This is a genomic window from Streptomyces sp. NPDC023157 (genome assembly GCF_055560575.1).
Genome location: NZ_JBVHIL010000002.1, coordinates 959,873 through 985,523, shown reverse-complemented (window position 1 = coordinate 985,523; position 25,651 = coordinate 959,873). Strand labels below are relative to the sequence as shown.

Annotated in this window: 26 protein-coding genes; 14 read left to right on the top strand and 12 right to left on the bottom strand. The window is 74.4% G+C overall.

Features of this window, described 5'->3' with window-relative positions; translation table 11 throughout:
• Positions 1-101: 101 nt before the first annotated feature.
• The 5 genes from ACZ3ZE_RS10035 (at position 102) to ACZ3ZE_RS10015 (ending at position 5,035) form a co-directional block, all read left to right on the top strand.
• Positions 102-506 carry a recombinase family protein gene (locus ACZ3ZE_RS10035; protein WP_361174583.1) on the top strand — a complete coding sequence of 135 codons (405 nt, stop codon included), beginning with the start codon at positions 102-104 and terminating at the stop codon, positions 504-506.
• 96 nt (positions 507-602) lie between these two features.
• A complete protein-coding gene (locus ACZ3ZE_RS10030; RefSeq protein ID WP_442305276.1) occupies positions 603-2,780 on the top strand; it encodes a phage holin family protein in 2,178 nt (725 codons plus the stop codon).
• A gap of 66 nt (positions 2,781-2,846) precedes the next feature.
• Positions 2,847-4,325: an amino acid permease gene (locus tag ACZ3ZE_RS10025; RefSeq protein ID WP_467258310.1), complete on the top strand. Its 1,479-nt coding sequence runs from the start codon at positions 2,847-2,849 to the stop codon at positions 4,323-4,325.
• Between the two features lie 159 nt (positions 4,326-4,484).
• Entirely contained in the window at positions 4,485-4,823 is a 339-nt protein-coding gene (locus ACZ3ZE_RS10020) for a hypothetical protein (protein WP_467258308.1), read from the top strand.
• 50 nt (positions 4,824-4,873) lie between these two features.
• Entirely contained in the window at positions 4,874-5,035 is a 162-nt protein-coding gene (locus tag ACZ3ZE_RS10015; RefSeq protein ID WP_361174571.1) for a hypothetical protein, read from the top strand.
• A gap of 56 nt (positions 5,036-5,091) precedes the next feature.
• Here the strand turns inward: ACZ3ZE_RS10015 and ACZ3ZE_RS10010 are convergent, their stop codons facing one another.
• Positions 5,092-5,340, bottom strand: coding sequence for an IclR family transcriptional regulator (locus ACZ3ZE_RS10010; protein WP_361174568.1), 249 nt, complete (start codon positions 5,338-5,340; stop codon positions 5,092-5,094).
• Between the two features lie 91 nt (positions 5,341-5,431).
• Positions 5,432-6,631, bottom strand: coding sequence for a low temperature requirement protein A (locus ACZ3ZE_RS10005; protein WP_361174565.1), 1,200 nt, complete (start codon positions 6,629-6,631; stop codon positions 5,432-5,434).
• A 216-nt stretch (positions 6,632-6,847) separates the two neighbouring features.
• Between ACZ3ZE_RS10005 and ACZ3ZE_RS10000 the strand changes: the two genes are divergently transcribed.
• Positions 6,848-7,267 (top strand): hypothetical protein, encoded by a 420-nt coding sequence (locus ACZ3ZE_RS10000; protein WP_467258306.1) that lies wholly within the window; start codon positions 6,848-6,850, stop codon positions 7,265-7,267.
• On the opposite strand, the gene ACZ3ZE_RS09995 is transcribed toward ACZ3ZE_RS10000, so the two are convergent.
• Positions 7,257-8,066, bottom strand: a complete 810-nt coding sequence (locus ACZ3ZE_RS09995) for a helix-turn-helix domain-containing protein (protein ID WP_442305278.1) — start codon at positions 8,064-8,066, stop codon at positions 7,257-7,259. The genes ACZ3ZE_RS10000 and ACZ3ZE_RS09995 overlap by 11 nt on opposite strands.
• An 88-nt stretch (positions 8,067-8,154) precedes the next feature.
• On the opposite strand from ACZ3ZE_RS09995, the gene ACZ3ZE_RS09990 reads away from it, so the two are divergent.
• Together ACZ3ZE_RS09990 and ACZ3ZE_RS09985 are read left to right on the top strand one after the other, a co-directional pair.
• Positions 8,155-8,457: a 4a-hydroxytetrahydrobiopterin dehydratase gene (locus tag ACZ3ZE_RS09990; RefSeq protein ID WP_329425848.1), complete on the top strand. Its 303-nt coding sequence runs from the start codon at positions 8,155-8,157 to the stop codon at positions 8,455-8,457.
• Between the two features lie 44 nt (positions 8,458-8,501).
• A complete protein-coding gene (locus ACZ3ZE_RS09985) occupies positions 8,502-9,245 on the top strand; it encodes a class I SAM-dependent methyltransferase (protein WP_467258573.1) in 744 nt (247 codons plus the stop codon).
• A 53-nt stretch (positions 9,246-9,298) separates the two neighbouring features.
• On the opposite strand, the gene ACZ3ZE_RS09980 is transcribed toward ACZ3ZE_RS09985, so the two are convergent.
• Positions 9,299-9,811: a hypothetical protein gene (locus ACZ3ZE_RS09980; RefSeq protein WP_467258303.1), complete on the bottom strand. Its 513-nt coding sequence runs from the start codon at positions 9,809-9,811 to the stop codon at positions 9,299-9,301.
• A gap of 39 nt (positions 9,812-9,850) precedes the next feature.
• Here ACZ3ZE_RS09980 and ACZ3ZE_RS09975 point away from each other — a divergent pair, with 39 nt between their 5' ends.
• A complete protein-coding gene (locus tag ACZ3ZE_RS09975) occupies positions 9,851-10,801 on the top strand; it encodes a helix-turn-helix transcriptional regulator (protein WP_467258300.1) in 951 nt (316 codons plus the stop codon).
• Positions 10,802-10,983: 182 nt separating this feature from the next.
• On the opposite strand, the gene ACZ3ZE_RS09970 is transcribed toward ACZ3ZE_RS09975, so the two are convergent.
• Positions 10,984-11,901 (bottom strand): Rossmann-fold NAD(P)-binding domain-containing protein, encoded by a 918-nt coding sequence (locus tag ACZ3ZE_RS09970; RefSeq protein WP_467258298.1) that lies wholly within the window; start codon positions 11,899-11,901, stop codon positions 10,984-10,986.
• Positions 11,902-11,982: 81 nt separating this feature from the next.
• Here ACZ3ZE_RS09970 and ACZ3ZE_RS09965 point away from each other — a divergent pair, with 81 nt between their 5' ends.
• Both ACZ3ZE_RS09965 and ACZ3ZE_RS09960 read left to right on the top strand, forming a co-directional pair.
• On the top strand, positions 11,983-12,918 hold the full coding sequence (locus ACZ3ZE_RS09965) for an AraC family transcriptional regulator (protein ID WP_361174547.1): 936 nt from the start codon (positions 11,983-11,985) through the stop codon (positions 12,916-12,918).
• 86 nt (positions 12,919-13,004) lie between these two features.
• On the top strand, positions 13,005-13,985 hold the full coding sequence (locus ACZ3ZE_RS09960; RefSeq protein WP_467258295.1) for a class I SAM-dependent methyltransferase: 981 nt from the start codon (positions 13,005-13,007) through the stop codon (positions 13,983-13,985).
• Between the two features lie 62 nt (positions 13,986-14,047).
• On the opposite strand, the gene ACZ3ZE_RS09955 is transcribed toward ACZ3ZE_RS09960, so the two are convergent.
• From ACZ3ZE_RS09955 to ACZ3ZE_RS09925, 7 genes are all read right to left on the bottom strand, one after another.
• Positions 14,048-14,497 carry an RICIN domain-containing protein gene (locus ACZ3ZE_RS09955; RefSeq protein WP_361174541.1) on the bottom strand — a complete coding sequence of 150 codons (450 nt, stop codon included), beginning with the start codon at positions 14,495-14,497 and terminating at the stop codon, positions 14,048-14,050.
• Positions 14,498-14,500: 3 nt separating this feature from the next.
• Positions 14,501-15,376 (bottom strand): aldo/keto reductase, encoded by an 876-nt coding sequence (locus tag ACZ3ZE_RS09950; RefSeq protein ID WP_361174538.1) that lies wholly within the window; start codon positions 15,374-15,376, stop codon positions 14,501-14,503.
• 40 nt (positions 15,377-15,416) lie between these two features.
• Positions 15,417-16,313 (bottom strand): ABC transporter ATP-binding protein, encoded by an 897-nt coding sequence (locus tag ACZ3ZE_RS09945; RefSeq protein WP_467258293.1) that lies wholly within the window; start codon positions 16,311-16,313, stop codon positions 15,417-15,419.
• On the bottom strand, positions 16,310-18,988 hold the full coding sequence (locus ACZ3ZE_RS09940) for an ABC transporter permease subunit (protein WP_467258290.1): 2,679 nt from the start codon (positions 18,986-18,988) through the stop codon (positions 16,310-16,312). Before ACZ3ZE_RS09940 ends, ACZ3ZE_RS09945 begins: the two co-directional genes overlap by 4 nt.
• Before the next feature lie 13 nt (positions 18,989-19,001).
• Positions 19,002-20,270 carry an ABC transporter substrate-binding protein gene (locus tag ACZ3ZE_RS09935; RefSeq protein ID WP_442303919.1) on the bottom strand — a complete coding sequence of 423 codons (1,269 nt, stop codon included), beginning with the start codon at positions 20,268-20,270 and terminating at the stop codon, positions 19,002-19,004.
• Between the two features lie 147 nt (positions 20,271-20,417).
• A complete protein-coding gene (locus ACZ3ZE_RS09930; RefSeq protein ID WP_467258288.1) occupies positions 20,418-22,247 on the bottom strand; it encodes an AMP-dependent synthetase/ligase in 1,830 nt (609 codons plus the stop codon).
• Between the two features lie 322 nt (positions 22,248-22,569).
• Positions 22,570-23,436, bottom strand: a complete 867-nt coding sequence (locus ACZ3ZE_RS09925) for a LysR substrate-binding domain-containing protein (protein WP_467258570.1) — start codon at positions 23,434-23,436, stop codon at positions 22,570-22,572.
• Between the two features lie 115 nt (positions 23,437-23,551).
• Between ACZ3ZE_RS09925 and ACZ3ZE_RS09920 the strand changes: the two genes are divergently transcribed.
• From ACZ3ZE_RS09920 to ACZ3ZE_RS09910, 3 genes are read left to right on the top strand one after another with little or no spacing between them, the layout of a single operon-like run.
• A complete protein-coding gene (locus ACZ3ZE_RS09920; RefSeq protein WP_467258286.1) occupies positions 23,552-24,682 on the top strand; it encodes a bile acid:sodium symporter family protein in 1,131 nt (376 codons plus the stop codon).
• A 25-nt stretch (positions 24,683-24,707) separates the two neighbouring features.
• On the top strand, positions 24,708-25,229 hold the full coding sequence (locus ACZ3ZE_RS09915; protein ID WP_467258283.1) for an isochorismatase family protein: 522 nt from the start codon (positions 24,708-24,710) through the stop codon (positions 25,227-25,229).
• The gene (locus tag ACZ3ZE_RS09910; protein WP_361174520.1) at positions 25,226-25,609 is read left to right on the top strand and encodes a (2Fe-2S) ferredoxin domain-containing protein; all 384 of its coding nucleotides are present in this window, start codon (positions 25,226-25,228) and stop codon (positions 25,607-25,609) included. The genes ACZ3ZE_RS09915 and ACZ3ZE_RS09910 overlap by 4 nt, the downstream gene beginning before the upstream one ends.
• Positions 25,610-25,651: the final 42 nt, after the last annotated feature.

Sequence of the window (25,651 nt, the reverse complement as noted above, 5' to 3'; positions counted from 1 at the left end):
AAATGTCCGGTGCCGTCGGTGTGGCCGGTCTTCGCCGGACCGCCCGGAGTCGGGGTGCGGAAGATCTCCTCGGGTGTCGGCGACGCAGTAAGGTCCCCCCCATGGACGACGTTCGGGTGGCGGCGATCGCCAGCCTCACCCCGCTCGAAGAGCTCGACGAAGATCCCTTCCTGGTCGACACCCGCAGCCAGCACGCCATGTGCGTCCGCTGGGCCGTCGACAAGGGGTACGTGGTGGCGAGGCGGCTGCTGTTCTACGGCATCCGGCCGGACCACGAGGCGCTGTGGGCGGACGTCGACGCGGGGGTCGTGGACCTGTTCGTCGCCCCGAACGAGCGCGTCCTGGCCCGCGCGCTGACCGACGTGCCCGGGTTCCTCGCCGAGTGCGAGCGGCGCGGGGTGCGGCTGGAGACGGCGGGGCTCGACGAACCCGCGTACGACGCGCCGATGAAGGCCGGGGTGCACCGGCGCATGTCCATGCCCACCGCCGGGTACGACGGCTGCTGAGAGCGCCCGGACACACGCGCCTTTCCCCGTCCGACCTGCGTGCGGTGGCCGTTGTGCCACGCTTGGGGCAGGAAACGGGTGAAAGGTGAACCAGGCGTGGGTGAACGGCGAGGGCAGCCCCCCGGCCGCTGGCGGAGCGCGGGCCGGGCCGCGATACGGGTGATCACGGTCTGGGCGGTCTCCACCCTCACCCTGCTGGTCCTCGCAGGCCTCCTGCCCGACTTCCAGCTCCAGTCCCGCGACGGCGACAGCCTCACCACGATCGCGTTCACCGCCGCCCTGGGCGCCGGGGCCTTCGGACTGCTCAGCGCCCTCGTGTGGCCGCTGATCGTGCGCGCGCTGCTCCTCGTACCGGCACTGGTGCTCGGCCTGCTCGTGTTCTTCCTCAACGGCTCGCTGCTGCTCGTCGCGCTCTGGTTCACCCCCGACGGGCGCGGCAGCGCGGCCCCGGAGACCGCCGTCCTGGTGGCCGCCGTGATGTCCGCGGTCGCCTCGGCCACCTCCACCGCCCTCGCCGTGCGCGACGACGAGGCGTACCGGCGGCGCCTCTACCGGCTCGCCGACCGCCGGCGTCCCCGTGTCGCGCGGGGCCCCGAACCCGCCCCCGGCACGGTCTTCCTCCAGCTCGACGGCGTCGGCCACCGGGTGCTCCGCGACGCCGTCGACGACGGCCTGATGCCCACGGTCGCCGACTGGCTCGCCACCACCCACCGGCTCACCGACTGGCGCACCGACTGGTCCAGCCAGACCGGCGCCAGCCAGCTCGGCATCCTGCACGGCTCCAACGAGGACGTGCCGGCCTTCCGGTGGTACGAGAAGGACACCGGCCGGCTCATGGTCTCCAACCGGCCCGCCAGCGCCGTCGAACTCCAGCGCCGCGCCGTCGAGCGCACCGGCGACGGCGGACTGCTCACCTTCGACGGCGCCTCCCGGGGCAACCTGTTCAGCGGCGGCGCCGACCAGCTCGCCCTGGTCCTGTCGATGGCCGCCCGCCGGGGCCGCCGCAACCGTTCGCGGTCCGGCTACTTCGCGTACTTCTCCGACCCCGCCAACGCGGTCCGCACCGCCGGCTCCTTCGTCACCGAGACGCTGCGCGAGATGGCCCAGTCGACCCGGGCGCGGCTGCGCCGCGAGACGCCCCGGGTCTCCCGCGGCGGCCTCTACCCCCTCGTCCGTGCCTTCGCCACCGTCATCGAGCGGGACGTGGTGGTCGCGGCGGTGATGGGCGACATGCTCGCCGGCCGGACCGCCGTCTACGCCGACCTGGTCGCCTACGACGAGGTCGCCCACCACTCCGGGCCGAACGGCCACGACACCGACCAGGTGCTCCGGCGGCTCGACCGCTCGCTCGCCCTGATCGCCCAGGTCGCCGAGCACGCGCCCCGCCCGTACCGGATCGTGCTGCTCTCCGATCACGGCCAGAGCCCGGGGGAGACCTTCGAGGGCGCGTACGGGCTGAGCCTGCGCGATCTCGTACGGGCCGGCTGCGGGCTGCCGGTGCCGCGCCGGGTGCGGCGCATCCGCCGGGGGCACGCCCCGACGGAGTCCGGGGGCGGCTCCGAGGCGAGGGACGCGGCCCGCGACGCGCTGCGCGGCGCGCTGCACCGGAGCGTCGACGAGACGGCCGAGCAGGGCAGGGAGGGGGCGGAGGCGGCCGCGGTGGCGGCGGCCCGGGCGCACGAGCCGCTGGTGCTGGCCTCCGGCAACCTCGGCCTGATCTCCTTCCCGGGCGTGCCGCACCGGATGACCCGCGAGGAGATCGACCGGCTCCACCCCGCGCTCCTGCGCACCCTCGCCCACCACCCGGGCATCGGCTTCCTGCTGGTGGCGAGCGAGGAGCACGGCTCGGTGGTGCTGGCCCGCGACGGGGTCGAGGTGCCGGTCGCCGAGCTGGCCGACGACGGGCCGCTGGCCGTCTTCGGCCCGGGCGCGGCGGACGCGGTGCGGCGCACCGACGGGTTCCCGCACGTCGCCGACATCATGGTCAACTCGATGTACGACCCGGCGACGGGCACCGTGCACGCCTTCGAGGAGCAGATCGGCTCCCACGGCGGCCTCGGCGGCGAGCAGGGGCGTCCGTTCCTGCTCTGGCCGCGCGACCTGGCGGAGCCGCCCGCCGGGATCGTGGGGGCGGAGCAGGTCCACCGGGTGCTGCGGGAGTGGCTGCGGCAGAACGAGGGGCCGCAGGTGCCGCTGGAGATTTCACCGTCCGGCAGGGATGCGGAAGCGTTTCTTCCGGTTGATGACCCGGCCGTACAGGACAAAAGCGGGTGATTTGGAGCGCCGTCTCAGCAGGCGGACGATAGGTGCGTTTGTACGACGAGAGGCGCACCACCCCCCATGAGCACGGCCACCCTTGAGACCCACCGCGGCACCCCCGACGAGGAGCCGCAGCCCGAGCACCGGCCGGACGGGGAGACGACCGGGAAGCACACCCGCGGCTTCGGCCTCCCCGTCGCCACCGCCCTCGTCGTCGGCAACATCATCGGCGGCGGCATCTTCCTCCTCCCCGCCTCCGTCGCCCCCTACGGCACCATCAGCCTGGTCGCCTTCGGCATCCTCACCCTCGGCGCGCTCTCCCTCGCGCTGGTCTTCGGCCGGCTCGCCCGCCGCCACCCGCAGACCGGCGGCCCGTACGTCTACGCCCGCGCCGCCTTCGGCGACTTCGCCGGCTTCCTCGCCGCCTGGTCGTACTGGATCACCACCTGGGTCTCCAACGCCGCCCTCGCCGTCGCCGCCGTCGGCTACCTCGACGTGCTCGTCCCGATCCACGACTCCAAGGCCGCCACCATCGGCGCCGCCCTGCTCATCCAGTGGCTGCCCGCGCTCGCCAACCTGGCCGGCACCCGGTACGTCGGCGCCGTCCAGCTCGTCGCCACCGTGCTCAAGTTCGTCCCGCTGCTCCTGGTCGCCGTCGGCGGACTGTTCTTCTTCGACAGCGCCAACCTCGGCCCCTTCCGGACCGGCGACACCAGCGCGCTCGGCGCGATCTCCGCCTCCGCCGCGATCCTGCTCTTCAGCTACCTCGGCGTCGAGTCCGCCGCCGTCAGCGCCGGCGAGGTCCGCGACCCGCGCCGCAACGTCGGCCGCGCCACCGTCCTCGGCACCCTCGCCGCCGCCGCGCTCTACCTGCTCGGCACCCTCGCCGTCTTCGGCACCGTCGCCCACGACAAGCTGATCACCTCCGCCGCGCCCTTCTCCGACGCCGTCGACGTCATGTTCGGCGGCTCCTGGGGCGGCGCCGCCGTCGCCTGCATGGCCCTCGTCTCGATGGTCGGCGCGCTCAACGGCTGGACCCTGCTCAGCGCCCAGGCGCCGTACGCCGCCGCCCGCGACGGCCTCTTCCCGAAGGCCTTCACCGTCAAGCGGCGCGGCGTCCCCACCGTCGGCGTCCTCGTGACCGTCGTCCTCGCCTCGCTGCTGACCGTCTACAACTACACGGCCGGCACCCAGGGCGTGTTCGAGATGCTGGTGCTCGTCACCACCTTCACCGCCACCGTCCCCTACCTGCTCTCCACGGCCGCCCAGGTCTACTTCCTGCTCTCCGGACAGGGCGAGAAGGTCTCGCCGGCCCGCCTCACCCGCGACGCCGTCCTCGCCGTCGCCGCCTTCGGCTTCTCCCTCTGGCTCGTCGCGGGCTCCGGCTACGCGGCGGTCTACCAGGGCGTCCTCTTCCTCTTCGCCGGCGTCCTCGTGTACGCGGCGATGGCGGCGCGCAGGACGCGCGCGACGGCGGGGGGCGGGCCGGGCGCGAAGGTGGCGAGCGTGACCGCGGCGGGCGGGACGGGTGCGACGACGGTCGGGCGCGCCGAGGGCTGACCGCCGGGCGAGCCGACGTGCTGCGGGCATGTGCGCCCCCGCGCTCCGGCGCACGCGCCCGCCGGTGCGGTGAATTCCGGGCCCTGCGCGTAGGCCGCCCGGGCGGTTGTGGCGCCCCGGGCGGATCGGGGCCGCCCCTACGGGGCAGGACGGATCTCCATGAGGTCCCTCCCCGCGCGCCCCGGCGTCCCCGCCGTGCGGGCCCGGCGGCTCGCCGTCGTGGTGCTGCTCGTGCTCGCCGCGCTGCTCGGCACCGGGGGAGCCCTCGCCGGGACGTCCGGCGCGGAACCGCGCACCGTCGGTGCGGCGGCCGACCCCGTGCCCGAGGTACACGACCTCGCCGAGACCGACGCGACCACCCCCGTACGCGGAGCGCGCCGCCCGGCGCCGCCCCGCGGCGTGCGCACACCCGCGCCCGCCGCCACTCCCGCTCCCCCGCAGGCGCCCGTACCGCCCCCGTGCGACGACGCGCGCCGGTCGGCGGTGATGCGGTGCTGAGAGGCCAGGCCTCCCCAGCACCCCCTCACCCCACCGCAAGGAGCTTCGTCATGCCCGTGGACCCCTTCGCCGTGCTCAACGCGCTGCTGCGCGCCGAGGCGGCCCGTCAGGAACGCGCCGACCACCCCGTCGCACCGGAACGCGAATCCGAACGGCGCCCGCTCCGGGCCGCCCCCGGGTCGGCCCCCGCACCGGAACCCACGGCGGACTGACCCCCCGCCCGGTCAGGCCCGGGACCCGCCCCGGCGGGTCGGCCACGCGGGCCCGCTCACGGCAGGAGCGTGAACGCCTGCGTGACCAGCGCCCGCTCCAGGCGGTCCCGGAGCCGGACCGCGGTGGGCCGCAGCCGGTCGAGTCCGGCCAGGGGCAGCGAGAACCCCACCGACGCCACCACCCCGCCGACCGTGACCGGCACCGCCGCGCACACCGTGCCCAGCACGTACTCCTCCACCTCGTGCACCGGGTCGCCCCGCCGCACCCGCGCCAGCCGCCACATCAGCGCGTCCTCGTCGCGCACCGACCGCCCGCTACCCGAAGGCGCCGCCCTCCGCCCGCTATCCGAGGGTGCCACCGCCCGCCTGCTACCCGGAGGCGCCACCCACCGCCCGCTACCCGGCGGCGCCGCCCGCCGCCCGCGCCCGGTGGCCGTGTGCCACCACCAGGGCCGTCACCACCGCCGCCAGCAGCGCCAGTGCGAGCAGTGCCGGGACCAGGGCCACCAGCGGGCCCGCCGCCAGGCAGCACACGCCGCCCACGAGGAGGGCGGTCGGGCGGCGGCCCGAGCAGCGCAGGACGATCGCCGCCGCGCCGAGCAGGAAGACCCCGACGCCGCCCGTCAGGGACCAGGCCACCGTGCCGTGCAGGGGCTCGGCGAGGCCGTAGTGGCCGGTGTCGGCGACCTGGGTGAGCACCTTCTTCATGCCGAGCGCGGTCAGCACGACGCCCGCGACCAGCGGCAGGTGCAGGAACGTGTACGTGTCCCGGGCGAAGCGGGTGCGCTCGTCGCCGTCGAGCGCCGCGAGCCGGTGCTCCGCGGGCTCCCCGAAGCGCCGGAAGTACAGGGCCCACAGCGCCGCCGCGAGCAGCAGCCCCGCCGCGCACGCCCCGATCACCGCCACCGTCAGCGGGAAACCGGCCATGCCCACGCCCATCGCCACGATGGACTCGCCGAGCGCGATGATCACGATGAGCCCGTGCCGCTCGGAGAAGTGCCCGGGGGAGACGATCCGCCAGCCGGACGCGCCGGTGACGTAGATGCCGCCGTAGTCCACGACCACCGCGCCCAGCCACAGCAGCAGCCGCGGCGTCCCGTCGTACGCGCAGCCCATGAGCAGCAGCACGAACGGCGGCGCCACCGACAGCAGGGCCGTGCGCCGCAGGGTGGCCCGCAGGGCCGTGTCGCCCGGGCTGGACACCCAGTACGAGACGAGGTGCAGCACTCGCACCAGGCCGTAGCAGACCACGAACACCACGGGCGCGGGCAGCCCGCCCGGCGCGTCCGCGAACACCTCCGGGACCGCGAGCGACACCACGAACACCACGGTCATCACGGTGACGAGCACCGCGAACAGGGCGCCGGAGTCCGCCCGTACGACATTGCCCAGCCAGGCGAAGCAGCACCAGCACCACCACAGCAGCGCCAGCACCGTCATCGCGCCGACCACCCGCACCGGGGTCGGGTGGGCCGCCATCAACGCGGTCACCTGGGTGATCGCGTAGACGAAGACCAGGTCGAAGAAGAGTTCGGCGGGCGTCACCTTGTGATCGCCCCCGGCCGCGACCATCCGCGCCCGTTCCCTGCCAGCCACCGCATCCCCCTTGCGCAGCACACACTTCCGGCCATCCAGGCGCGCACCCTACAACGCCCCGGCAACCCCCCGACCACGCACCGCCCTTACCTCCGGAGTAATCGACCCCCGTCGCCCGCCCCGGCATGCTCGTGAGCACCGGGTCCCGGGCGGCGCACTCCGCCCGGGCACCGGCCCCGATCCCGTAGAAACAGCCTTTCAGGAGGGTGATCCACCATGTCCCAGGCCCTGCTCGCCGGAATCTCCCGCACCACTCAGCCGCGGTCCATGGTGCGCCGGTTCCTCGCCCTCGACGCCGTCGTCACCGGCGGCAACGGGCTCGCCTACCTCGCCGCCTCCGGGCCCCTGGGCGAGTTCCTCGGAGTGAGCCGGGGGCTGCTGCTCGGACTCGGCGTCTTCCTCACCGTCTTCGCGGCCGGGGTGGCCTGGCTGGCGAGCCGGCCGCAGCCGCCCGTCCTCGCCGTCAAGGCCGTCGTCGACGCCAACCTGCTGTGGGCGGCGCTCAGCGTCCTCGCGCTCGTCGCCTGGCTGGAGCCCAGCACCGCGGGCGCCGTCTGGACCCTGCTCCAGGCGTGCACCGTGGCCGGTTTCGCCGCCCTCCAGTGGGGCGCGCTGCGGGCGACCGCTACCCCTTGAGCGACTGGAGGTACGCGACCGTCTCCGGGTCGGCCGGCAGGAAGGTCTCGATGGCCAGCTCGGCGACGGTCACGTCCAGCGGCGTGTTGAACGTCGAGATCGACGACACGAACGACAGCACCCGCCCGTCGTGCTCGATCCGCAGCGGCAGCGCGAAGTAGGGGTACGGCTCCGGGGCCTCCCGGTCCGCCGGATCCCCGGCCCCCTCCGGCAGCGGATAGGCCGCCACCTCCTCGTACAGCGCCCGCAGCGACTCCGAACGGGCGAGCCCGATCTGACGCTCCATCTGGGCGAGCAGGTGCCCGCGCCACTCGCGCAGATTACGGATGCGCGGGGCGAGGCCCTCGGGGTGCAGCGTGATCCGCATGGCGTTCAGCGGCGGGGTCAGCAGATGCTCCGGCAGCCCCGTCAGCAGCATCCCGATCCCCTGATTGGCCGCCACCACCGTGTACGAGCCGTCCACGACCAGCGCCGGATACGGCTCATAGCCCTGGAGCAGCCGCTCGATGCCGTCGCGCAGCGACTCCAGGAGCGGCGCGTCCAGCGGCGACTCGGTGTACCGCGGGGCGTAACCAGCCGCCAGCAGAAGTGCGTTGCGCTCGCGCACCGGCACCTCCAGGTGCTCGGCCAGCCGCAGGACCATCTCCTCGCTCGGCCGCGCGCGGCCCGTCTCGACGAAGGAGATGTGCCGCGCGGACGACTCCGCCCGCAGCGCCAGCTCCAGCTGGCTCAGCCGCCGCTGCTCGCGCCAGCCGCGCAGCAGCGGACCCACACCCGTGTCGGTCGCGACAGTTGTCATGGGCGGACGGTATCCCAGAGGGGTACTCGGGTACCTTCTCCCCGGTGACCACCCGGTCACGGCAGGACCCGACCGGAGGGAGCAGCACGTGCCCACTCAGCCGCTGTCGCAGAAGGAGATCGAGGACCGCCTGCGGGAGCTCCCCGGCTGGTCCCTCGACGGTGACCGCATCACCCGCACCTACCGGCTCGCCGACCACTTCGCCGCGACCGCCCTCGTCGTCCACGTCGCCTCGATCCAGCAGGAGCTGGACCACCACAGCGATCTGACGCTCGGTTACAACAGCGTCGTCCTGTCCGTGAACACCCACACCGCCGGCGGCGTCACCGACAAGGACTTCGCGCTCGCCGACCGCGTCGAGGCCGTGGCCCCCGGACACGGCGCGAACTGACCGTCGCGTCACCTCCCCCGTACGATCACCGCATGGGGGAGACGATGCTCGACTACGAGACCGAAGCCGCGCGCTACGACGAGACCCGCGGCGGGGTGCCCCGGGCGGCAGGAGCCGCGGCCGCCGTGCTGCGGCTCCTGCCGCCCGGCACCCGCACCCTCGTCGACGTCGCCTGCGGCACCGGCCTCGTCACCGAACGCCTCGCCCGGCCCGGCCTCGCCGTCTACGGGGCCGACGCCGCGCACGCCATGCTGCGCACCGCCGCCGCGCGCCTCCCGGGCCGCGCCGTGCGCGCCGACGCCCGTCACCTCCCGCTGCCGGACGCCTCCGTCGACGCGGTCAGCGCGATCTGGCTGCTGCACCTCGTGCCCTTCGCCGCGCTGATCGTCGCCGAGGCGGCCCGGGTGCTGCGTCCCGGCGGCGTCCTCGTCGCCACCGTCGACAAGGACGCCGCCCACGACGTCGGCAGCGACATCGACGCCCTGCTGCGCCCGCACCGCGCCCCCGACACCGGCTCCGACCGGGCCGGCCTCGTCACCGCCCACGCCGCCGCCCACGGCTTCGTCCCCGCACCCGGCACGACCTTCACCGGCCACGGCCAGGGCACCACTCCGCGCGGCACCGCCGAGAAGCTGCGCCGCGGCTACTACGCCTCCTGGTTCCACGGCACCCCCGCGACCGTGGACCGTCTGACGACCGCCCTCGCCGCCCTCCCCGACCAGGACCGCCCCCGCGCCGACCCCGAATACCGGCTGGCCCTGTTCGTGAAGCACGACGCGAGCCTCTGACGCCCGCCGGGGGTCCTGCCCCCGACGTCAGGCGCGGCTGAACTCCGGCACCGTCAACCGGCCCGTCGGGTATCCGGCCGCGAAGTCCTCCCCGTCGTCCCGGAGGTCAGCGCGTCCGCGAGGTAGCCCGCCAGGTCGGGGCGGTCCGGGGCCAGCATGTGCCGCACCCAGGCGTCCCGTTCGTGGCCGAACGGCGCCAGTTCCCACACGCAGCCGATCCAGTTCCGCGCGCCCGGGGCGACGCGGACGAAGTGCGCCGGATCGGTGTCGGGGCAGTCCAGGGCCGGCTGGCCCGCCGCCGCGCCACCGAAGTGGAGCACGTTGTCCCACACCCAGCTGTACACGTTCAGGTACGCGCCCGTGTCGCCGCCCCGGTGCAGCACGGCGAAGGCCGCCGCCGGGGTGCCGTCGGGCTCCGGAAGGAGCTCGGGCAGCAGCGCGTACGCCGCCTTCTCCACCTCCGGCTCGATGCCGGCCGGGTCGGCGGTGACGTGGTAGCGCTTGACGTGCCGGCCGGCGATCTCGACCGGTTCCAGGACGAAGAGGTTCTTCTCTGCGAAAGCCATGGCTGGACTGTAGGAACCCTTCACTGACACCTTGTGTCAGTGAAGTCCAGCCGACTCCTGTCGATCCTGCTGCTCCTCCAGACCCGGGGCACGATGACCGCCGCCCGGCTCGCCGAGGAGTTGGAGGTCTCGGTCCGGACCGTCTACCGGGACGTCGAGGCGCTGCACGCCGCCGGTGTGCCGCTGTACGGGGACGCCGGACACCGTGGCGGCTACCAGCTGCTCGCCGGACACCGCTCCCGCCTCACCGACCTGTACGCGCGCGAGGCCGAGGCCCTCGTCCTCGCCGGCCTGCCCGTCGCCGCCGACGAACTCGGCCTCGGCGGGCACTTCGCGGACGCCCAGCTCAAACTGCGCGCCGCGCTCCCCGTCCCGCTGCGGGAACACGTCGACCGGCTGCGCGCCCGCTTCCACATCGACGCGCCCGGCTGGTACGCGGAGGAGACCGAGGTCCCCTTCCTCGCCCAGGTCGCCGAGGCCGTGCGCACCGGCCGGGTGCTCGCGGTCCGCTACCGGCGCTGGAAGGAGCCGAGCGAGGTCGACCGCAGGCTCGAACCGTACGGGCTGGTCCTGAAGGCCGGCCGCTGGTACCTGGTCGCCGGGCCCGGGCCGCGCACCTACCGGGTCGACCAGATCCTCGACCTCACCGTCACCGAGGAGGAGGCCCGCCTCCCCGACGGCTTCGACCTGGCGGCCCACTGGCGGGCGAGCCAGGCCGACTTCCACGCCCGGCTGCACCAGGGCGACGCCCTCGTCCGGATCTCCCCGCGCGGCGCCGCCCGGCTCACCGGCGCCGCCGCCCGGGCCCTCGTCGAGAACGGCACCCCGGAGCCCGACGGCTGGACCCGGGCCACCCTGCCCGTGGAGTCCCCCGAGCACGCGCACGGCTTCCTCCTGGCCCTCGGCGAGGAGGTGGAGGTCCTCGCCCCCGAGGACCTCCGCGAGCGGATCGCCACGACGGTACGGACGCTGGCGGCGCGGTACGGGTGAGGCGCGGGCGGCCGTCCCGGGCCCCCGGGACGGCGCGGCTTCCGCCGCCGTACAGAGGCCCGGCGGTCCGTTGCTCCCGCCGGACGGCGCCCGGCCCGGCGCGGCCACCGCGGCACGGCGGTGGCCGCGACCGGCGTCGCGCCCGGGTCCGGGGCACCCGGCGTGCGCCGCCCCGCTCGGCGTCACGCCCGTACGTCCGCCGGCGTCCCCGCCTGCGCGCCGAACGCCCGCTCCGCGTACACCGAGAAGTCCCGAGGCTCCCGGCCCAGGACCCGCTTCACCCCGTCCGTCACCGACGCGTTGTGCCCGTCGAGCAGCATCGCGAACAGGCCCGCCAGCCAGGCCGCCTCCGGCTCCGGAAGCCCGAACTCGCCGAGCATGCCCGCGAATTCGGGCTCGCTCAGCGGCACGTACACGACCTCGTGCCCGGCCGCGCGGGACACCTCCGCGGCCACCTCGGCGAAGGTCAGCAGCCGCGGGCCCGTCACCTCGTGCACCAGGCCCGCGTGCCCGTCCTGGACCAGCGTCGCCACGATGACGTCCGCGAGGTCGTCCGCGTCGATGAACGGCTCGGCCGTGTCGCCCGCCGGGAACGCGATCGTGCCGGCCGCGACGCCCTCCGCGAGCAGCCCCTCGTCGAAGTTCTGCGCGAAGAACGAGGCCCGGACCACGGTCAGTTCGACCCCCGTCGCGCGCAGCGCCTCCTCCGCCGCCACCGCTTCCGGCTCGCCCCGCCCGGACAGCAGCGTCACCCGCCGCAGCCCGTGCGCGACCGCCAGCTCGCCGAAGGCCCGCAGCGCCTCCACCGCGCCGGGCGCGGCGAGATCGGGGTAGTAGTTGACGTACGCGGCGTCCGCGCCGTCCAGGGCCGGGCCCCAGGTGGCCGTGTCCTCCCAGTCGAACCGGGTGGTGCCCGCCCGCGATCCCGCCCGCACCCGCGCGCCGTGCTCCGTCAGTCCCTGCGCCACCCGGCGGCCGGTCTTCCCGGTCGCGGCGGTCACGAGGACCGTCGACGCCGTGGTGCCGTCCGTGCCGTTCGCGCCGTTCGCGCCGTTCGTGGTGTCCGTCGTGCCGGTCGTGTTCTTCGTCGTGTTCGTCATGGCTCCACCTTCGCGGCCCGGCCACCGCGTTCCCATGCTCCACCGGCTCACCCGCATACGCGTCCGTCTACGCTTGCCGCCATGGACGCACTCGCCGGCCTGCTCGACGGGCCGAGGGCCCAAGGCGCCTTCATCCTCCGCATGGTCATGGACCCGCCCTGGTCCGTACGGATCGACGACCGGGCCCCGCTCTGCCTGATGTGCGTCACCAACGGCGAGGCCTGGATCGTGCCCGAGGGCGGCGCGCCCGTCCTGCTGCGCCCCGGTGACATCGCCATCGCCCGCGGCCCCGTGCCGTACACCGTCGCCCACGCCCCCGACGCGCCGCCGTCCGCCGTCATCGGGCCCGGCGGCCGGTGCACCACCTTGCGCGGCGAGCCGCTCGCCGAGGCGATGAACCTTGGCGTACGGACCTGGGGCAACGCCCCCGACGGCGGCACCAGCGTCCTCGTCGGCACCTACCTGCTGGCCGGCGAGGTCAGCCGTCGGCTCATGGACGCGCTGCCGGGGCTGCTCCACCTGCCGGCCGAGGTGTGGGACTGCCCGCTCATGCCGTTCCTGGAGGACGAGATCTCCCGCGACGAGCCCGGCCAGAGCGTCGTCCTCGACCGGGTGCTCGACCTGCTCCTGATCGCCGCCGTCCGCGCCTGGTTCTCCCGGCCCGGAGCCGAGGCGCCCGCCTGGTACCGGGCGATGGGCGACCCCGTGGTGGGGCGCGCGCTGCGGTTGCTGCAGAACGACCCGGCCCACCCGTGGACCGTCGCCTCGCTGGCCGAGAAGGCGGGCGTGTCCCGGGCCGCGCTCGCCCGGCGCTTCGCCGAACTGGTGGGGGAGCCCCCGATGGCGTACCTCACCGGCTGGCGCATCGCGCGCGCCGCGGACCTGCTGCGGCAGACCGACGCCACCGTCGAGTCCGTCGCCCGCCAGGTCGGCTACAGCAGCGCGTTCGCGCTGAGCGCCGCCTTCAAGCGGGTCCGCGGGGTGAGCCCGCAGGAGCACCGCGGCGGGCGGAGCTGACCCGGGCGCCGGAAACCGGCGCCCGGATCCTTGCCGGAACGGCAAGTTTCCTCGCGCTTCCGGCAGAAGCGGCGCACGCTGTCCGCATGAGCGAAAACGACCTCCACGACGGACACCGCCACGGCCACGGCAAGGGCCACGGCGACGGGCACGGCCACGGCAAGGGCGACGGTCACGGCCACGGTCATGGCAAGGGGCACGGCCACGGCCACCACGACCACACCCACCTCGACTGGGCCGAGCTCGCGCCGCTCCTCACCGTCCAGGCCGAGACCGCGAGCCCCCTCTACACGGAGGCCGCCGCCTGGCTGGCCGCCCTCGTCCCCGCCTCGCGGGTCCGCAGGGTCCTGGACTTCGGCAGCGGGCCCGGCGTCGTCACCGCCCTGCTCGCCGAGGCCTTCCCGGAGGCGGAGGTCGTCGCCGTCGACGCGACTCCCGAACTCCTCGCTCTCGCCAAGGAGCGCGCCGAGGCCCGCGGGCTCGGCGACCGGGTCACCACCCTGCGCGCCGAACTCCCCGGGGACTTCGACGCCCTGGGTACCGCCGACCTGATCTGGGCCAGCCACTCCCTGCACCACATTGGCGACCAGCAGGCCGCGCTCACCTCCTTCGCCAAGGTGCTCAACCCCGGCGGGATCATCGCCCTCGCCGAGGGCGGGCTGCCGGCCCGGCACCTGCCGTGGAACGCCGGCGTCGGACGCCCGGGCCTGGAGGCCCGGATCGACGCGGCCGCCGCCGACTGGTTCGGCGAGATGCGGGCCTCGCTGCCCGACGCCAAGGAGGAGATCGACGACTGGAACGGGCTGCTCACCGGCGCCGGGCTCACCCCGAGCGGCACCCGCAGCTTCCTGTCCGACGTACCGGCGCCGCTGCCGGCGGAGGTACGGGGACAGATCGTCGCCCACTACGAGCGGCAGCGCGGCGGCCTGGTCGAGAGCCTCGCCGCCGACGACCGCGCCGCCCTCGACCGGCTGCTCGACCCGGCCGACCCGCTGTCCCTGCACCGCCGCCCCGACCTGTTCCTGCTCACCGCCCGTACGGTCCACACGGCGCGCAAGGACGGCTGAGGCCGGGGCTCACCTGCCCCAACTCAGGACACCGGCTCAGGACACCGTTTCAGGACACCGCCTCAGGACACCGGCTCCAGGCGCCACCACTGCGCCGGGGAGTCGGTGTCCTCCCACTGGCGCACGTCGGCGCCGTCCTCCGGCGAGCCGTCCGCCACCTCCAGGAGCAGGCCGCTGACGAAGCTGACCAGCGCGACCGTGCCGGGCGACTGGAGGTCCTCCTCGATGGTCCATTCCTGGGCGCCGAAGTTGTTCGGCTTCCACTGCTGGATCGCGGCGCCGTTCTCGGTCGAGGCGCCCTTCACGTCGAGGCGCTTGCCGCCCGCGACGTTCACCAGGTGGTAGAGGCCGCCGCCGTTCGGGACCGGCGCTATGTGCCAGTGCTGGCCCGGGGTGCCCCGGTCCACGGCCTGCCGCACCGGGGCCCCGCTGCGCGTGGACCCCTCGTACACCTCCAGAAGGAGCCCGCTGGCCACGTTCCGTACCCGGTAGACCCCCTCCGCGACCCGCACGGATCAGGCTCCGACGTGGAACTCGGCCGGGTCGGGGCCGAGACGGCGGCCCTCGTCGAGGGCGGCGAGGCCCGCGAGGTCCTCGGCGTCCAGCTCGAAGTCGAACACGGCGATGTTCTCGCGGATGCGGGACGGGGTCACCGACTTGGGGATGACCAGGTTGCCGAGCTGGACGTGCCAGCGCAGCACCACCTGGGCCGGGGTGCGGGCGTGCTTGCGGGCGATCGCCACGATCGCGGGGACGTCGAGCAGCCCCCGGCCCTGGCCCAGCGGCGACCACGCCTCGGTCGCGATGCCGTGCCGCGCGTGCGCGGCGCGGGAGGCGGCCTGCTGGAGCTGCGGGTGCAGCTCGATCTGGTTGACCGCCGGCACCACCGAGGTCTCGCCGATCAGGCGCTCCAGGTGCTCGGGCAGGAAGTTCGACACGCCGATGGCCCGGGCGCGCCCGTCGGCCAGGATCTTCTCGAAGGCGCGGTACGTGTCGACGTACGCGTCCTTGTTCGGCACGGGCCAGTGGATCAGGTACAGGTCGACGTACTCCAGGCCCAGCTTGCCGAGGGAGTCGTCGAAGGCGCGCAGGGTCGACTCGTAGCCCTGGTCGCTGTTCCACAGCTTCGTGGTGACGAAGAGCTCCTCGCGGGGGAGGCCCGAGGCGGCGACGGCCTTGCCGGTGCCGGTCTCGTTGCCGTAGATCGCGGCGGTGTCGATGGAGCGGTAGCCCGCCTCCAGGGCCGTGCCGACGGCCTGCTCGGCCTCCGCGTCCGGCACCTGCCAGACGCCGAAGCCGAGCTGCGGCATCCGCACGCCGTTGTTGAGGGTGAGGAAGGGGACCTTGCTGTCCGTGCTCACGAGCGGTCGATCCTTACGTTCGTCGTCCATTGCAATGCAGGTGTCAGCTTCAACGATCAGCGCGCCGATCTCATTCCGCCGTGCCGGGCGACCCGGCCGGGCGGGAGGAATCGACCGGGTGGGAGGAATCCGCCGGGTGGGAATCCGGCGGGTGCGGGACACCCGCCGGGCCGGACGCCGCGCGCGGCCCGGGAGCCGTCGCCGGTCCGGGAGTCGTCGCCGGTCCGGGGGTCTCCGCCCCTTCCCCCGTCCCCAGATACGCCGCCCGCACCCTCGGGTCGGCCCGTACCCGTTCCGCCGGTCCCTCGGCCAGGACCCGGCCCAGGTCGAGCACCACGACCCGGGCGCACAGCTCCATCACGAAGGAGACATGGTGCTCGACGAGCAGCACCGCGCAGCCCTCCTCGTCCGCCATGTACCGCACCACGGCGGCGAGTTGTCCGCGTTCCTCGGCCGACATGCCGGAGGCCGGCTCGTCGAGCAGGAGCAGCCGTGGTGGGTCGGCGAGCGCCCGGGCCAGCTCCACCATCCGGGCCTGCCCGACGGGCAGCGCGCCCGCGTACGTGCCGGCGAGCGCGTCGAGCCCGCAGGAGCGCAGCACCTGGGCGGCGCGGGCCCGGCGGGCCGCGAGCGGGCCCCGGCGCCACTCCTGGGCGACGACCAGGTTGTCCGTCACCGTCAGCTGCCCGAACAGCTGCTGGCGCTGGAAGGTGCGCCGTACCCCGTGCCGGGCCAGCCACACGGGGGAGCGGCGCGAGACGTCCGTACCGTCCAGGAGGACCCGGCCGCGGTCCGGGCGCCGGATCCCGGACAGCACGTCGAAGAGGGTGGTCTTCCCGGCGCCGTTGGGCCCGATGAGGCCGCAGACCTCACCGGACCGTACGGAGATGTCGACGTCGTCGAGGGCGCGGACCCCGCCGAAGCGGACCCCGATGCCCCGGGCGTCGAGCAGCGTCCCGTCGCTCATGTGCGGACCCCCATTCCCAGGTAGGCGTCGGCCAGTCGGTCGGCGTCGGCCTCGGCGCGCGGCCCGCACCACACGATCCGGCCCTCGGCCAGGTAGGCCACGGTGTCCGCGAGCCCCAGCGCCTCGGCGGCCTTCTCCTCGACCAGGAGGAGCGCGGTGCCCCGCGCCCTGAGCTCGGCGAGCAGCCGGAACACCTCGTCGACGACCCGGGGCGCGAGGCCGAGGGACGGCTCGTCGGCGACGAGGACGGCGGGCGGGCGCTGGAGCAGCGGGGCGAGGGCGAGGAGTTGCTGCTCGCCGCCGGAGAGCGAGCCGGCGGCCACGGTGCGGCGGGCGGCGAGCGCGGGGAAGCGGGCGTAGACGGCCTCCCGGTCCCCGGCGTCGGGGAGTTGGAGCGCCAGGTTCTCCTCGATGGAGAGGCCCGCGAAGATGCCCCGCCCCTCGGGAGCGAGCCGCACCCCGCGCCGGGCCCGCGCGACCGCCGTGTCGCCGCGCGCCTCGGCCCCGTCGACCCGTACGGCGCCGTTCCGGGCCGCGAGGAGCCCGCCGGCGACCCGGCACAGGGTGGACTTCCCGGCGCCGTTGGCGCCGAGGACGGCGACGATCTCCCCGGGCCGTACGAGCAGGTCGACGCCGTGCAGCACGTCCGCTCCGCCGCCGTACCCGGCCCGTACGGAGGTGAGCTCCAGGGCCGCGGGCCGGGGCGGCGCGACCGTGCCGTGCCCGGCTCCGGCCTCGGTGCGCGCGGCGGCCTTCGCCCGGCGGGCCGCCCAGCGGGCGGGGACGGCCGCCGCGTAGCCGTCGGGGTCGTTGGCGAGGGCCAGGCCGGCGAGGCCGAACAGGACGACGGGCAGATGGGCGGAGTCGGTCACGTATTGGGCGAGCAGCTGCGGGGCCACCGCGAAGACCAGGCCCGCGAGCACCGCGTACTGCGGGCGCCGCACGCCCGCCGCGACCACCACCGCGAGCCATATCAGGCCCGTCATCGCCGGGAAGTCGGTCGCCGTGACACGCGTGTTGTACGAGGCGTAGAGCACCCCGCCGAAACCGGCGAGGGCCGCCGACACCGTGAACACCAGCAGCTTGGTGCGCACCACCGACACCCCGGAGGCCGCCGCGGCGGCGGGCGCCGAGCGGACCGCGAGCATCGCCCGGCCCCGCCGGGAGTTCCGCAGCCGGGTCAGCCCGGCCACGCCCGCCGCGCTCAGCAGGACGAGGACGACGCCCATCGCGCGGTCGTCGGACAGGTCGAGCGGCCCGAGGACCGGGCGGGGGATCTCCCAGCCGGTGTCGCCGTTGCGCAGCCACCCGAACTGGAAGAGGACCTGGTCGGCCAGGAAGGCCAGGGCCAGCGTCGCCAGCGCCAGCGAACGCCCGCCGAGGCGCAGTGCGGGCAGCGCCACGACCGCGCCGAGCAGCGCGGCCACCGCCGTGCCCGCGAGCGCCGCCGCCGCGAACGGCCAGCCGCGGCTCATCAGCAGCCCGGCCACGAGCGCCGCGCTGGTCACGAACGTGGCCTGGGCCAGTGACACCATCGCGCCGAGCCCGGTCACCACCGCGAAGGAGAGGAAGACCAGCCCGATGGCGAGGCCCTGCGCGAGGATGCCGCTCCAGAACGGGGTGGTGACGGTGTAGAAGGCCCCGCAGAGCAGCGCCCCGGCCAGCGCCCACGGCCCCCAGCGGCGTAGCGGCCCCAGGCCCGCGAGCCGGTCGTCGGGCGGCGGGTCGGCGGCGGCGGTGCCCGCGGCCCGCTCCCGCCTGGCCAGCACCACCAGGCCGGCGAACAGGATGAGGAACGGCACCGCCGTGCGGAAGCCGGTCAGGCCCTCGGCGAAACTCGCGTACCCGGCGACCAGGTTCTGCACCACGCCCAGCGCGAGCCCGCCCGCGAACGCGAGCGGCACGGAGGCGAAGCGGCCGAGGACCGCCGCGGTCGCCGACACGAAGAGGAAGAGGGTGTAGTCGTGCGCGGAGAGCCCGAGCAGCGGCGTGGCGAGCACCCCGGCGAGACCGGCGAGCCCGGACGACAGCATCCAGGCGACGGACGAGAGCCGGTCGGCGTCCACGCCGCGCAGTTCCGCGAGGGAGCGGTTGTCGACGGCGGCCCGCAGCCGCAGCCCGAGCCGGGTGTGCCGCAGCAGCACCCACAGGCCGGCCGCCACCGCCGCCGTCACCACCCAGGTGATCAGCTGGTCGGAGTCGACGCCGACCCCGTCGACGCCGAGGCCCGCGAACGGCTGCCAGGAAACCGCCGGGCTCGGCCCGACACCCGGCAGACCGAACTGGTTCTCGGCGGGCCGGACGGGGGCCCCGGCCCGTTCCAGGAGCTCCACCGCCCACAGCCCGGCCGCCGGGAGCGCGACCAGCAGCCCGATCGTCGCCGTGATCTGCGCGGTCTCGCCGACCCGGGCCAGCTTCCGGAACATCAGCCGGTCCAGCGCCCAGCCGAGACCGGGCGCCACGCCGAGGACGAGCAGCAGGGCGGTCGGCACGGCGGGCCAGCCGAAGCCGGAGTGGAGCTCGTAGAAGGCGAGCGCGCACAGGTACGCCGTCGCGCCGTGCGCGAAGTTGAACAGACCGGAGGCGGCGGAGGAGAGCACGAGCCCGGTCGCGAGCAGCGCGTACAGCGCCCCGGAGACCAGACCGCTCAGCACGAAGCCCAGGAGGTCGCCCACGTGACCGCGCCCCCTACTTGAAGGGGATCGGCGGGTAGCAGCGGAACGGCACGGCCACCTCGTACCGCCCGTTGGTCAGCCGGACCAGCGCGCCGCAGCCGAAGCTCTCCTTCTGGCCCTTGGGCTCGGCCCGGTCGCCGACGAGGGTGCCGGTGTCGGAGAAGCCGGCCGCCGCCTTCTGGAAGGACTCGACACTGAGGTCCTTGCCGGCCTTGGCGGCGATGGAGAGGAAGAGGTCGGCACTCATGTACCCGGTGAGCATGTGCATGTTGAGCGGCACGTCCTTGCCGCCCGCCGCCTTCCTGATGTCCGCCTTGAACTGGCTCATCGCCGGGCTGTCGGACTCGAAGGGCTGGAACTGGAGGAGGACGACGACCCCGTCGAGGGCCTGCCGGGTGGCGTCCTTGGCGAGCAGCCCGGGGTCGTAGTCGGTCGGGTCGGAGAGCACGCCCTTGTACCCGGCCCGCTTGAGCGCGGTGAACAGACCGATGTTGTACGGGGTCTGCATGACCGACACCACGGCGTCGGGGGCCCGGCCGCCGGGCCCGGAGCGCAGGATCTCCTTGGTGTACGCGGACCAGTCGCTCGGCAGGGAGGTGGCGGGCACGGAGGCCTTGGCGTAGGCGAGTGCGAACCCGGCGGACCGGAAGCCCTGGGTGAACGTGCGGATGCCGAAGCGGCCGGCGTCGCTGTCGCCGGCGATCAGCGCGACCGAGCGGCCCTTCGCGCCGCCGAGGACGGTGGCCAGGCCCTCGGGCCAGGTCTGGTTGAGGGTGCCGCCGGGGGTGGGGACGAGGCAGCCGTTGAAGCCGTAGAGGTGCTTCGGGCCGCAGAAGGACGGGAGGGTGCCCCAGCCGACGGTGGGGACGGCCCGGGAGTCGAGGAAGTCGGCGCCCGCGAAGGTCACCGAGCTCATCGGCGCGACCGCGAAGACCTGTTCCTGCTGGACCAGTCTGCGGGCGGCGGCGAGGTTGCGCGCGGGGTCCTGGCCGTCGTCCTCGGCGCCCAGGTACTCGATGCGGCGCCCGTTGACCCCGCCCTCGGCGTTGGCCCGGGCGTAGCGGGCCCGGGCGCCGAGGTCGGTGTCCTTCTTGGAGTAGCCGCTGGCGCTGGTCATGGAGACGATGCCGCCGACCTTGACCGAGTCGGCGCTCACTCCGCGTACCGTCCCCTTCGCGTCCGTGGGGTTCGTCGGATCGCCGTTGGTGGAGGCGGAGTTGCAGGCGGTGGCGAGGAGCAGGGCCGCCGCCGCGGTGGCGAGGGTGCGGAGCGTTCTGGACACGGTCGGTCATCCCTCCGTCGGGTGACCGCATTCTGTGAGTGGCCTGATGAACCGTCAATAACTGACGCAACGTCAATTGATGATGAAGTGAAGGGGTTTGGCGAGGCATTCGCCGGTCCTTCGGACCGCTCTGTGGCCCCGCCCGCCTCAGCCGTACAGCGCGTCGACCTCCACCGCGTACGCCTTCTCGATCGCCTTCCGCTTCAGCTTCAGGGACGGGGTGAGCAGCCCGTGCTCCTCGCTGAACGGGTGCGCCAGGATGCGGAAGGTGCGGATCGACTCCGCCTGCGACACCGCGATGTTCGCCGTCACCACCGCGCGCCGTATCTCCGCCTCCAGAGCCGGGTCCCGCACCAGCTCGGCGGCCGGCAGCGGCGCCCGGTTCTGCATCGAGAGCCAGTGGTCCACCGCCTCCTGATCCAGCGTCACCAGCGCGGCGACGTACGGCCGGTCGTTGCCCACGACGATGCACTGGGCCACCAGCGGATGGTTGCGCACCCGCTCCTCCAGGCCGGACGGTGCGACGCTCTTGCCGCCCGAGGTCACCAGGATCTCCTTCTTCCGCCCGGTGATCGTCAGATAGCCGTCCTCGTCGAGCGCGCCCAGGTCCCCGGTGGCCAGCCAGCCGTCGTTCAGCACGGCCGCCGTCGACCGGGGGTCGTTGAGATAGCCGGAGAACACCTGCCCGCCGTGCAGCCACACCTCGCCGTCCTCCGCGATGTGCACCGTCGTCCCCGGCACCGGCTGCCCCACGGTCCCGTATTTGGTGCGCTCCGGCGGGTTCGCCGTCGCCGCCGCCGACGACTCCGTCAGGCCGTACCCCTCGAAGACCGTCACCCCGGCGCCCTCGAAGAACAGACCCAGCTGCCGGTCCATCCCCGAGCCGCCCGACATCGCGTGCCGCACCCGGCCGCCGAGCGCGTCGCGGACCTTCCCGTACACCGTCTTCTCGAAGAACTGGTGCTGCATCCGCAGCGCCGCCGACGGGCCAGGGCCGATGCCGAAGGCCTTGTGCTCCAACGCCTCCGCGTAGCGGACCGCCACCTCCACGGCCTTGTCGAACGGGCCCCTCCGCCCCTCCGCCTCGGCGCGGCGCCGGGCCGCGTTGAAGACCTTCTCGAAGACGTACGGCACCGCCAGCACGAACGTGGGCCGGAACGCGGCCAGATCCGGCAGCAGCTCGGCCGCGGCCATCACCGGCTGGTGGCCCACCTTCACCGCGCCCCGGATCGCCGCCACCTCCACCATCCGCCCGAAGACGTGCGCGAGCGGCAGGAAGAGCAGCGTGGACGCGGCGTCCCCCGGGCGGGAGCGGAAGACCGGCTCCCAGCGCCCGATCAGCATGTCCGTCTCGAACATGAAATTGGCATGGGTGATCACACAGCCCTTGGGGCGGCCCGTGGTCCCCGAGGTGTAGATGACCGTCGCCACCGACTCGGGCGTCACCGCCCGCCGGTGCCGGTGCACCACGTCCTCGTCGATCTCGACGCCCGCCTCGACCAGCTCGGCGACGGCGCCGCGGCCCGCGTCGAGCTGCCACAGGCGCTGGAGCCGGGGCAGCCGGTCGATCACCGAACCGATCGTCATCGCGTGGTCCTCGTGCTCCACCACGCACGCCGTGACCTCGGCGTCGTGCAGCATCCAGAAGACCTGCTCGGCCGCGGAGGTCGGATAGACCGGCACGGGCTGCGCGCCCAGCGTCCACAGCGCGAAGTCGAAGAGCGTCCACTCGTACCGGGTCCGCGACATGATCGCGACCCGGTCGCCGAACCGCACCCCGTGCGCGATGAGCCCCTTCGCCAGGGCCAGCACCTCGTCGCGGAACGCGGCGGCGGTCACATCACGCCACACTCCCTCGGCGTCCTTGCGGCCGAGGGCGACCCTGTCCGGATCCCGCTCGGCATGATCGAACACGGCGTCCGCCAGACCGCCGACCTGAGGCGCCGCCTCGACGGGCGGCACGGTGAACTCGCGCACTGACCTGCTCCTCGCCCACTCGATGTCGCCATCCGTACGGCGCCGGTGACGGTACCCCACGGCGCTCACGGGCGGGAGGGCCTTCACCAAGCCGCGACATTGACCGTATCCACAGGTCAGGCCCGGGAAACCGGGCAAGTGGAAGGAGCCGGGGGCTCGTTGCGTGACCGCCGGTAAGCCGCACGGTCGGGAATCTCCACGGAATCTGTACCGAGCGCTCACCGGGGCAACGGGTCCGGAGGGGGTGGCGGGAGCGCAAGAGGGATGTCGGCCGTTCTCGGCGGGGAGGGCCGCACGCCGACGCCGTCCTGGCCGCCCGTCCTCACCGTGGCCGGTGCAGCCGGTCCCCGCCCGCCAGGATCGCCGCCGCGAGCGCGTCCGCCGCGTCCTGGGTCGCCCCGCCCCGCCGCCCCTTGCGCAGCACGAAGTCGACCGCGCCGAGCTCCGGGAGCCCCGCCCGCCCCGGGACCTCGACCAGGCCCGGCGGGACCAGGCCGCGGGTGTGCGCCATCACGCCGAGGCCGGCGCGGGCCGCCGCCACGTTCGCGCTCAGGCTCGTGCTGGTGCACGCGATCCGCCAGGGCCGCCCCTGCTCCCGCAGGGCCTCCAGCGCGCGGGCCCGGGTGATCCCGGGCGGCGGGAAGACGATCAGCGGCACCGGGCGTTCCGGGTCGAGCCGCAGTCTCGGGGAACCGATCCACACCAGCACGTCCTGCCAGACCAGCTCGCCGCCGGTCTCGTCGCCCCGCCGCTTGGCGAGGATCAGGTCGAGCCGCCCGGCCTCCAGACGGGCCTGGAGCGTGCCGGAGAGCTCCACCGTGAGCTCCAGGTCGACCTCGGGGTGCTCGCGGCGGAAGGCCTCCAGGATCTCCGGCAGGCGGGTCGTCACGAAGTCCTCGGAGGCCCCGAAACGCAGCCGCCCGCGCAGCCGGGTCCCGGTGAAGAAGGCCGCCGCCCGCTCGTGCGCCTCCAGGATCGCGCGGGCGAAGCCGAGCATGGCCTCGCCGTCCTCGGTCAGCTCCACGCCGTGCGTGTCGCGGACGAAGAGGGGGCGGCCGGCCGCCTCCTCCAGGCGGCGCACGTGCTGGCTCACGGTCGACTGGCGCAGCCCGAGCCGCCGGGCGGCCTGGGTGAAGCTCAGGGTCTGCGCGACCGCGAGGAAGGTGCGCAACTGGGTCGGCTCGTACACGGTCACGGTCACCCGCCGACCGTACCGCTCACAGGGCCGGCTATCACGTTTCGTGATGACAGTCAGTGTGCTGTACGGGATTCCCGATCGAGGTCCGGTCCACCAGGATGGACGCATGAGTCCCCGCCCGCCCCGCACGTCCCGCAGGCCCCTGCTGCCCTCCTGGCTGCCGGTCGACCCGTACATACTGGCGCTGCTCGGCACGGTCGGCCTGGCCGCGCTGCTGCCCGCCTCCGGGACGGCCGCGACGGTGGCGGAGGGCACCTCGAAGGCGGCCGTCGCGCTGCTGTTCTTCCTCTACGGGGCACGCCTCTCGACCCGCGAGGCGCTGGAAGGACTCAAGCACTGGCGGCTCCACGTCACCGTCCTGGCCTGCACCTTCGTCCTCTTCCCGGTGCTCGGGCTCGCGGCGCGCGCTCTGGTGCCGACGGTGCTCACGCCCTCCCTCCACAGCGGCCTCCTCTTCCTGTGCCTGGTGCCGTCCACCATCCAGTCCTCGATCGCCTTCACGTCGATCGCGCGCGGCAACGTGCCCGCCGCGATCTGCGCGGGCTCCTTCTCCTCGCTCGCCGGCATCGTCCTCACCCCGCTCCTCGCCGCCGCCCTGCTCGGCAACAGCGCGGGCGGCCTCTCCGCGGACGCGCTGGTGAAGATCGTGCTCCAGCTGCTCGTGCCCTTCGTGGCGGGACAGCTGCTGCGCCGCTGGGTCGGCGGCTTCCTCGTCCGGAACAAGAAGGTGCTCGGTCACGTCGACCGGGGCTCGATCCTCCTCGTCGTCTACACCGCCTTCAGCGCGGGCATGACCCAGGGCGTCTGGCACCTGGTCACCCCGGCCAGGCTCGGGATGCTGGTGGCGGTGGAGGCGGTGCTGCTCGCCGTGATGCTCTCGCTGAGCTGGTACGGCGCGCAGCGGCTCGGCTTCGGGCGGGCCGACCGGATCGCGATCCAGTTCGCCGGCTCCAAGAAGAGCCTGGCGGCCGGACTCCCCATGGCGAGCGTCCTGTTCGGCGCCCAGGCCTCGCTCGCGGTGCTGCCGTTGATGCTCTTCCACCAGATGCAGCTGATGGTCTGCGCGGTGATCGCGAAGCGCCGCTCGCGGGACCCGGAGGACGCGGACGTGGACGGGGACATCAGCCAGATCACCAGCCGGGACACCAGCCAGGACACCAGCCAGGGACCGGCCGCCCCGGCCGCCCCGGACGCCGAGTCCGTTGGCGGGATTACATCCCCGGCCGCCCCGCGATGATCAACGGGGCCGCTACGGTGCTCCCATGCCCGCACTCGATCCCGGCAGCACCGCGCTCGTCCTCGTCGACCTGATGGAACGCATCGTCGCGCTGCCCCTCGCCCCCCACTCCGGCACCGACGTCCTCGCCGCGGCCGACCGCCTCGCCCGTGTCTTCCGGACCGCCGGCGCCCCCGTCGTCCACATCCGGGTCGAACGGCCGGGCGTCGACACCCAGCCGCCCGGCAGCGAGCTCGTCGCCGCGCTCGTCCACCCGGACGACGCCGTGGTCGTCAAGCGCACCATCGGCGGCTTCCACGACACCGGTCTGCACGAACTGCTCGCCGGACACGGCGTCTCCACCCTCGTGTTCGGCGGCATCGCCACCAACCTCGGCGTCGAGTCCACCGCCCGCGCCGCCGCCGACCTGGGCTACGACCTCGTCTTCGCCGAGGACGCCATGACCGCCCTCACCGCCGACGAACACCGCGCCTCCGTCCAGCTCGACTTCCCGCGCCTGGGCACCGTCGCCCCCACCGCCGCCGTCGCCCTGGACGGCCCCGCGTGACCCGGGTGCCGATACGTTACGGGGCCCGCCCCTGCTCGCTCGTCGTCTGCCGCGGCTGCTGCTGCGGCGACGCCCGCAAGAACCCCGGCATGGACCACGACGGGCAGCTCGCCCGCCTCCGCGAGGCCGCCGCGGCCTCCGGCGGGCGGCTCGTCGTCCGCACCAGCGACTGCCTCGGCCCCTGCGCCCAGGCCGACGTCCTCGTCGTCCAGCCCTCCACCGAGGGCCGCCGGCGCGGAGGCCGCGCCGCGTGGATCGGCTGGAGCGCCGACCAGGACTGCCTCGACGAGGTCCTCGCCTGGACCGCGGCCGGCGGCCCGGGCGTCGTCCCGCCCCCGGCCACCCTCCGACTCCAGATGATCGACCCGCCCAAGAACTAGAACAGGCCGTTCGATAGGCTCCGTTCGCAACACGACGCGAAG

Bases quoted from the DNA above. Each gene is read 5' to 3' on its own strand.
- ACZ3ZE_RS09960 (WP_467258295.1), top strand. From the start codon at position 13,005: ATGAGCGAAAACGACCTCCACGACGGACACCGCCACGGCCACGGCAAG.
- ACZ3ZE_RS09980 (WP_467258303.1), bottom strand. From the start codon at position 9,811: ATGGCTTTCGCAGAGAAGAACCTCTTCGTCCTGGAACCGGTCGAGATC.
- ACZ3ZE_RS10000 (WP_467258306.1), top strand. From the start codon at position 6,848: ATGTCCCAGGCCCTGCTCGCCGGAATCTCCCGCACCACTCAGCCGCGG.
- ACZ3ZE_RS09985 (WP_467258573.1), top strand. From the start codon at position 8,502: ATGCTCGACTACGAGACCGAAGCCGCGCGCTACGACGAGACCCGCGGC.
- ACZ3ZE_RS10025 (WP_467258310.1), top strand. From the start codon at position 2,847: ATGAGCACGGCCACCCTTGAGACCCACCGCGGCACCCCCGACGAGGAG.
- ACZ3ZE_RS09945 (WP_467258293.1), bottom strand. From the start codon at position 16,313: ATGAGCGACGGGACGCTGCTCGACGCCCGGGGCATCGGGGTCCGCTTC.
- ACZ3ZE_RS09970 (WP_467258298.1), bottom strand. From the start codon at position 11,901: ATGACGAACACGACGAAGAACACGACCGGCACGACGGACACCACGAAC.
- ACZ3ZE_RS10015 (WP_361174571.1), top strand. From the start codon at position 4,874: ATGCCCGTGGACCCCTTCGCCGTGCTCAACGCGCTGCTGCGCGCCGAG.
- ACZ3ZE_RS10020 (WP_467258308.1), top strand. From the start codon at position 4,485: ATGAGGTCCCTCCCCGCGCGCCCCGGCGTCCCCGCCGTGCGGGCCCGG.
- ACZ3ZE_RS09920 (WP_467258286.1), top strand. From the start codon at position 23,552: ATGAGTCCCCGCCCGCCCCGCACGTCCCGCAGGCCCCTGCTGCCCTCC.
- ACZ3ZE_RS09995 (WP_442305278.1), bottom strand. From the start codon at position 8,066: ATGACAACTGTCGCGACCGACACGGGTGTGGGTCCGCTGCTGCGCGGC.
- ACZ3ZE_RS09915 (WP_467258283.1), top strand. From the start codon at position 24,708: ATGCCCGCACTCGATCCCGGCAGCACCGCGCTCGTCCTCGTCGACCTG.
- ACZ3ZE_RS09965 (WP_361174547.1), top strand. From the start codon at position 11,983: ATGGACGCACTCGCCGGCCTGCTCGACGGGCCGAGGGCCCAAGGCGCC.
- ACZ3ZE_RS10035 (WP_361174583.1), top strand. From the start codon at position 102: ATGGACGACGTTCGGGTGGCGGCGATCGCCAGCCTCACCCCGCTCGAA.
- ACZ3ZE_RS09950 (WP_361174538.1), bottom strand. From the start codon at position 15,376: ATGGACGACGAACGTAAGGATCGACCGCTCGTGAGCACGGACAGCAAG.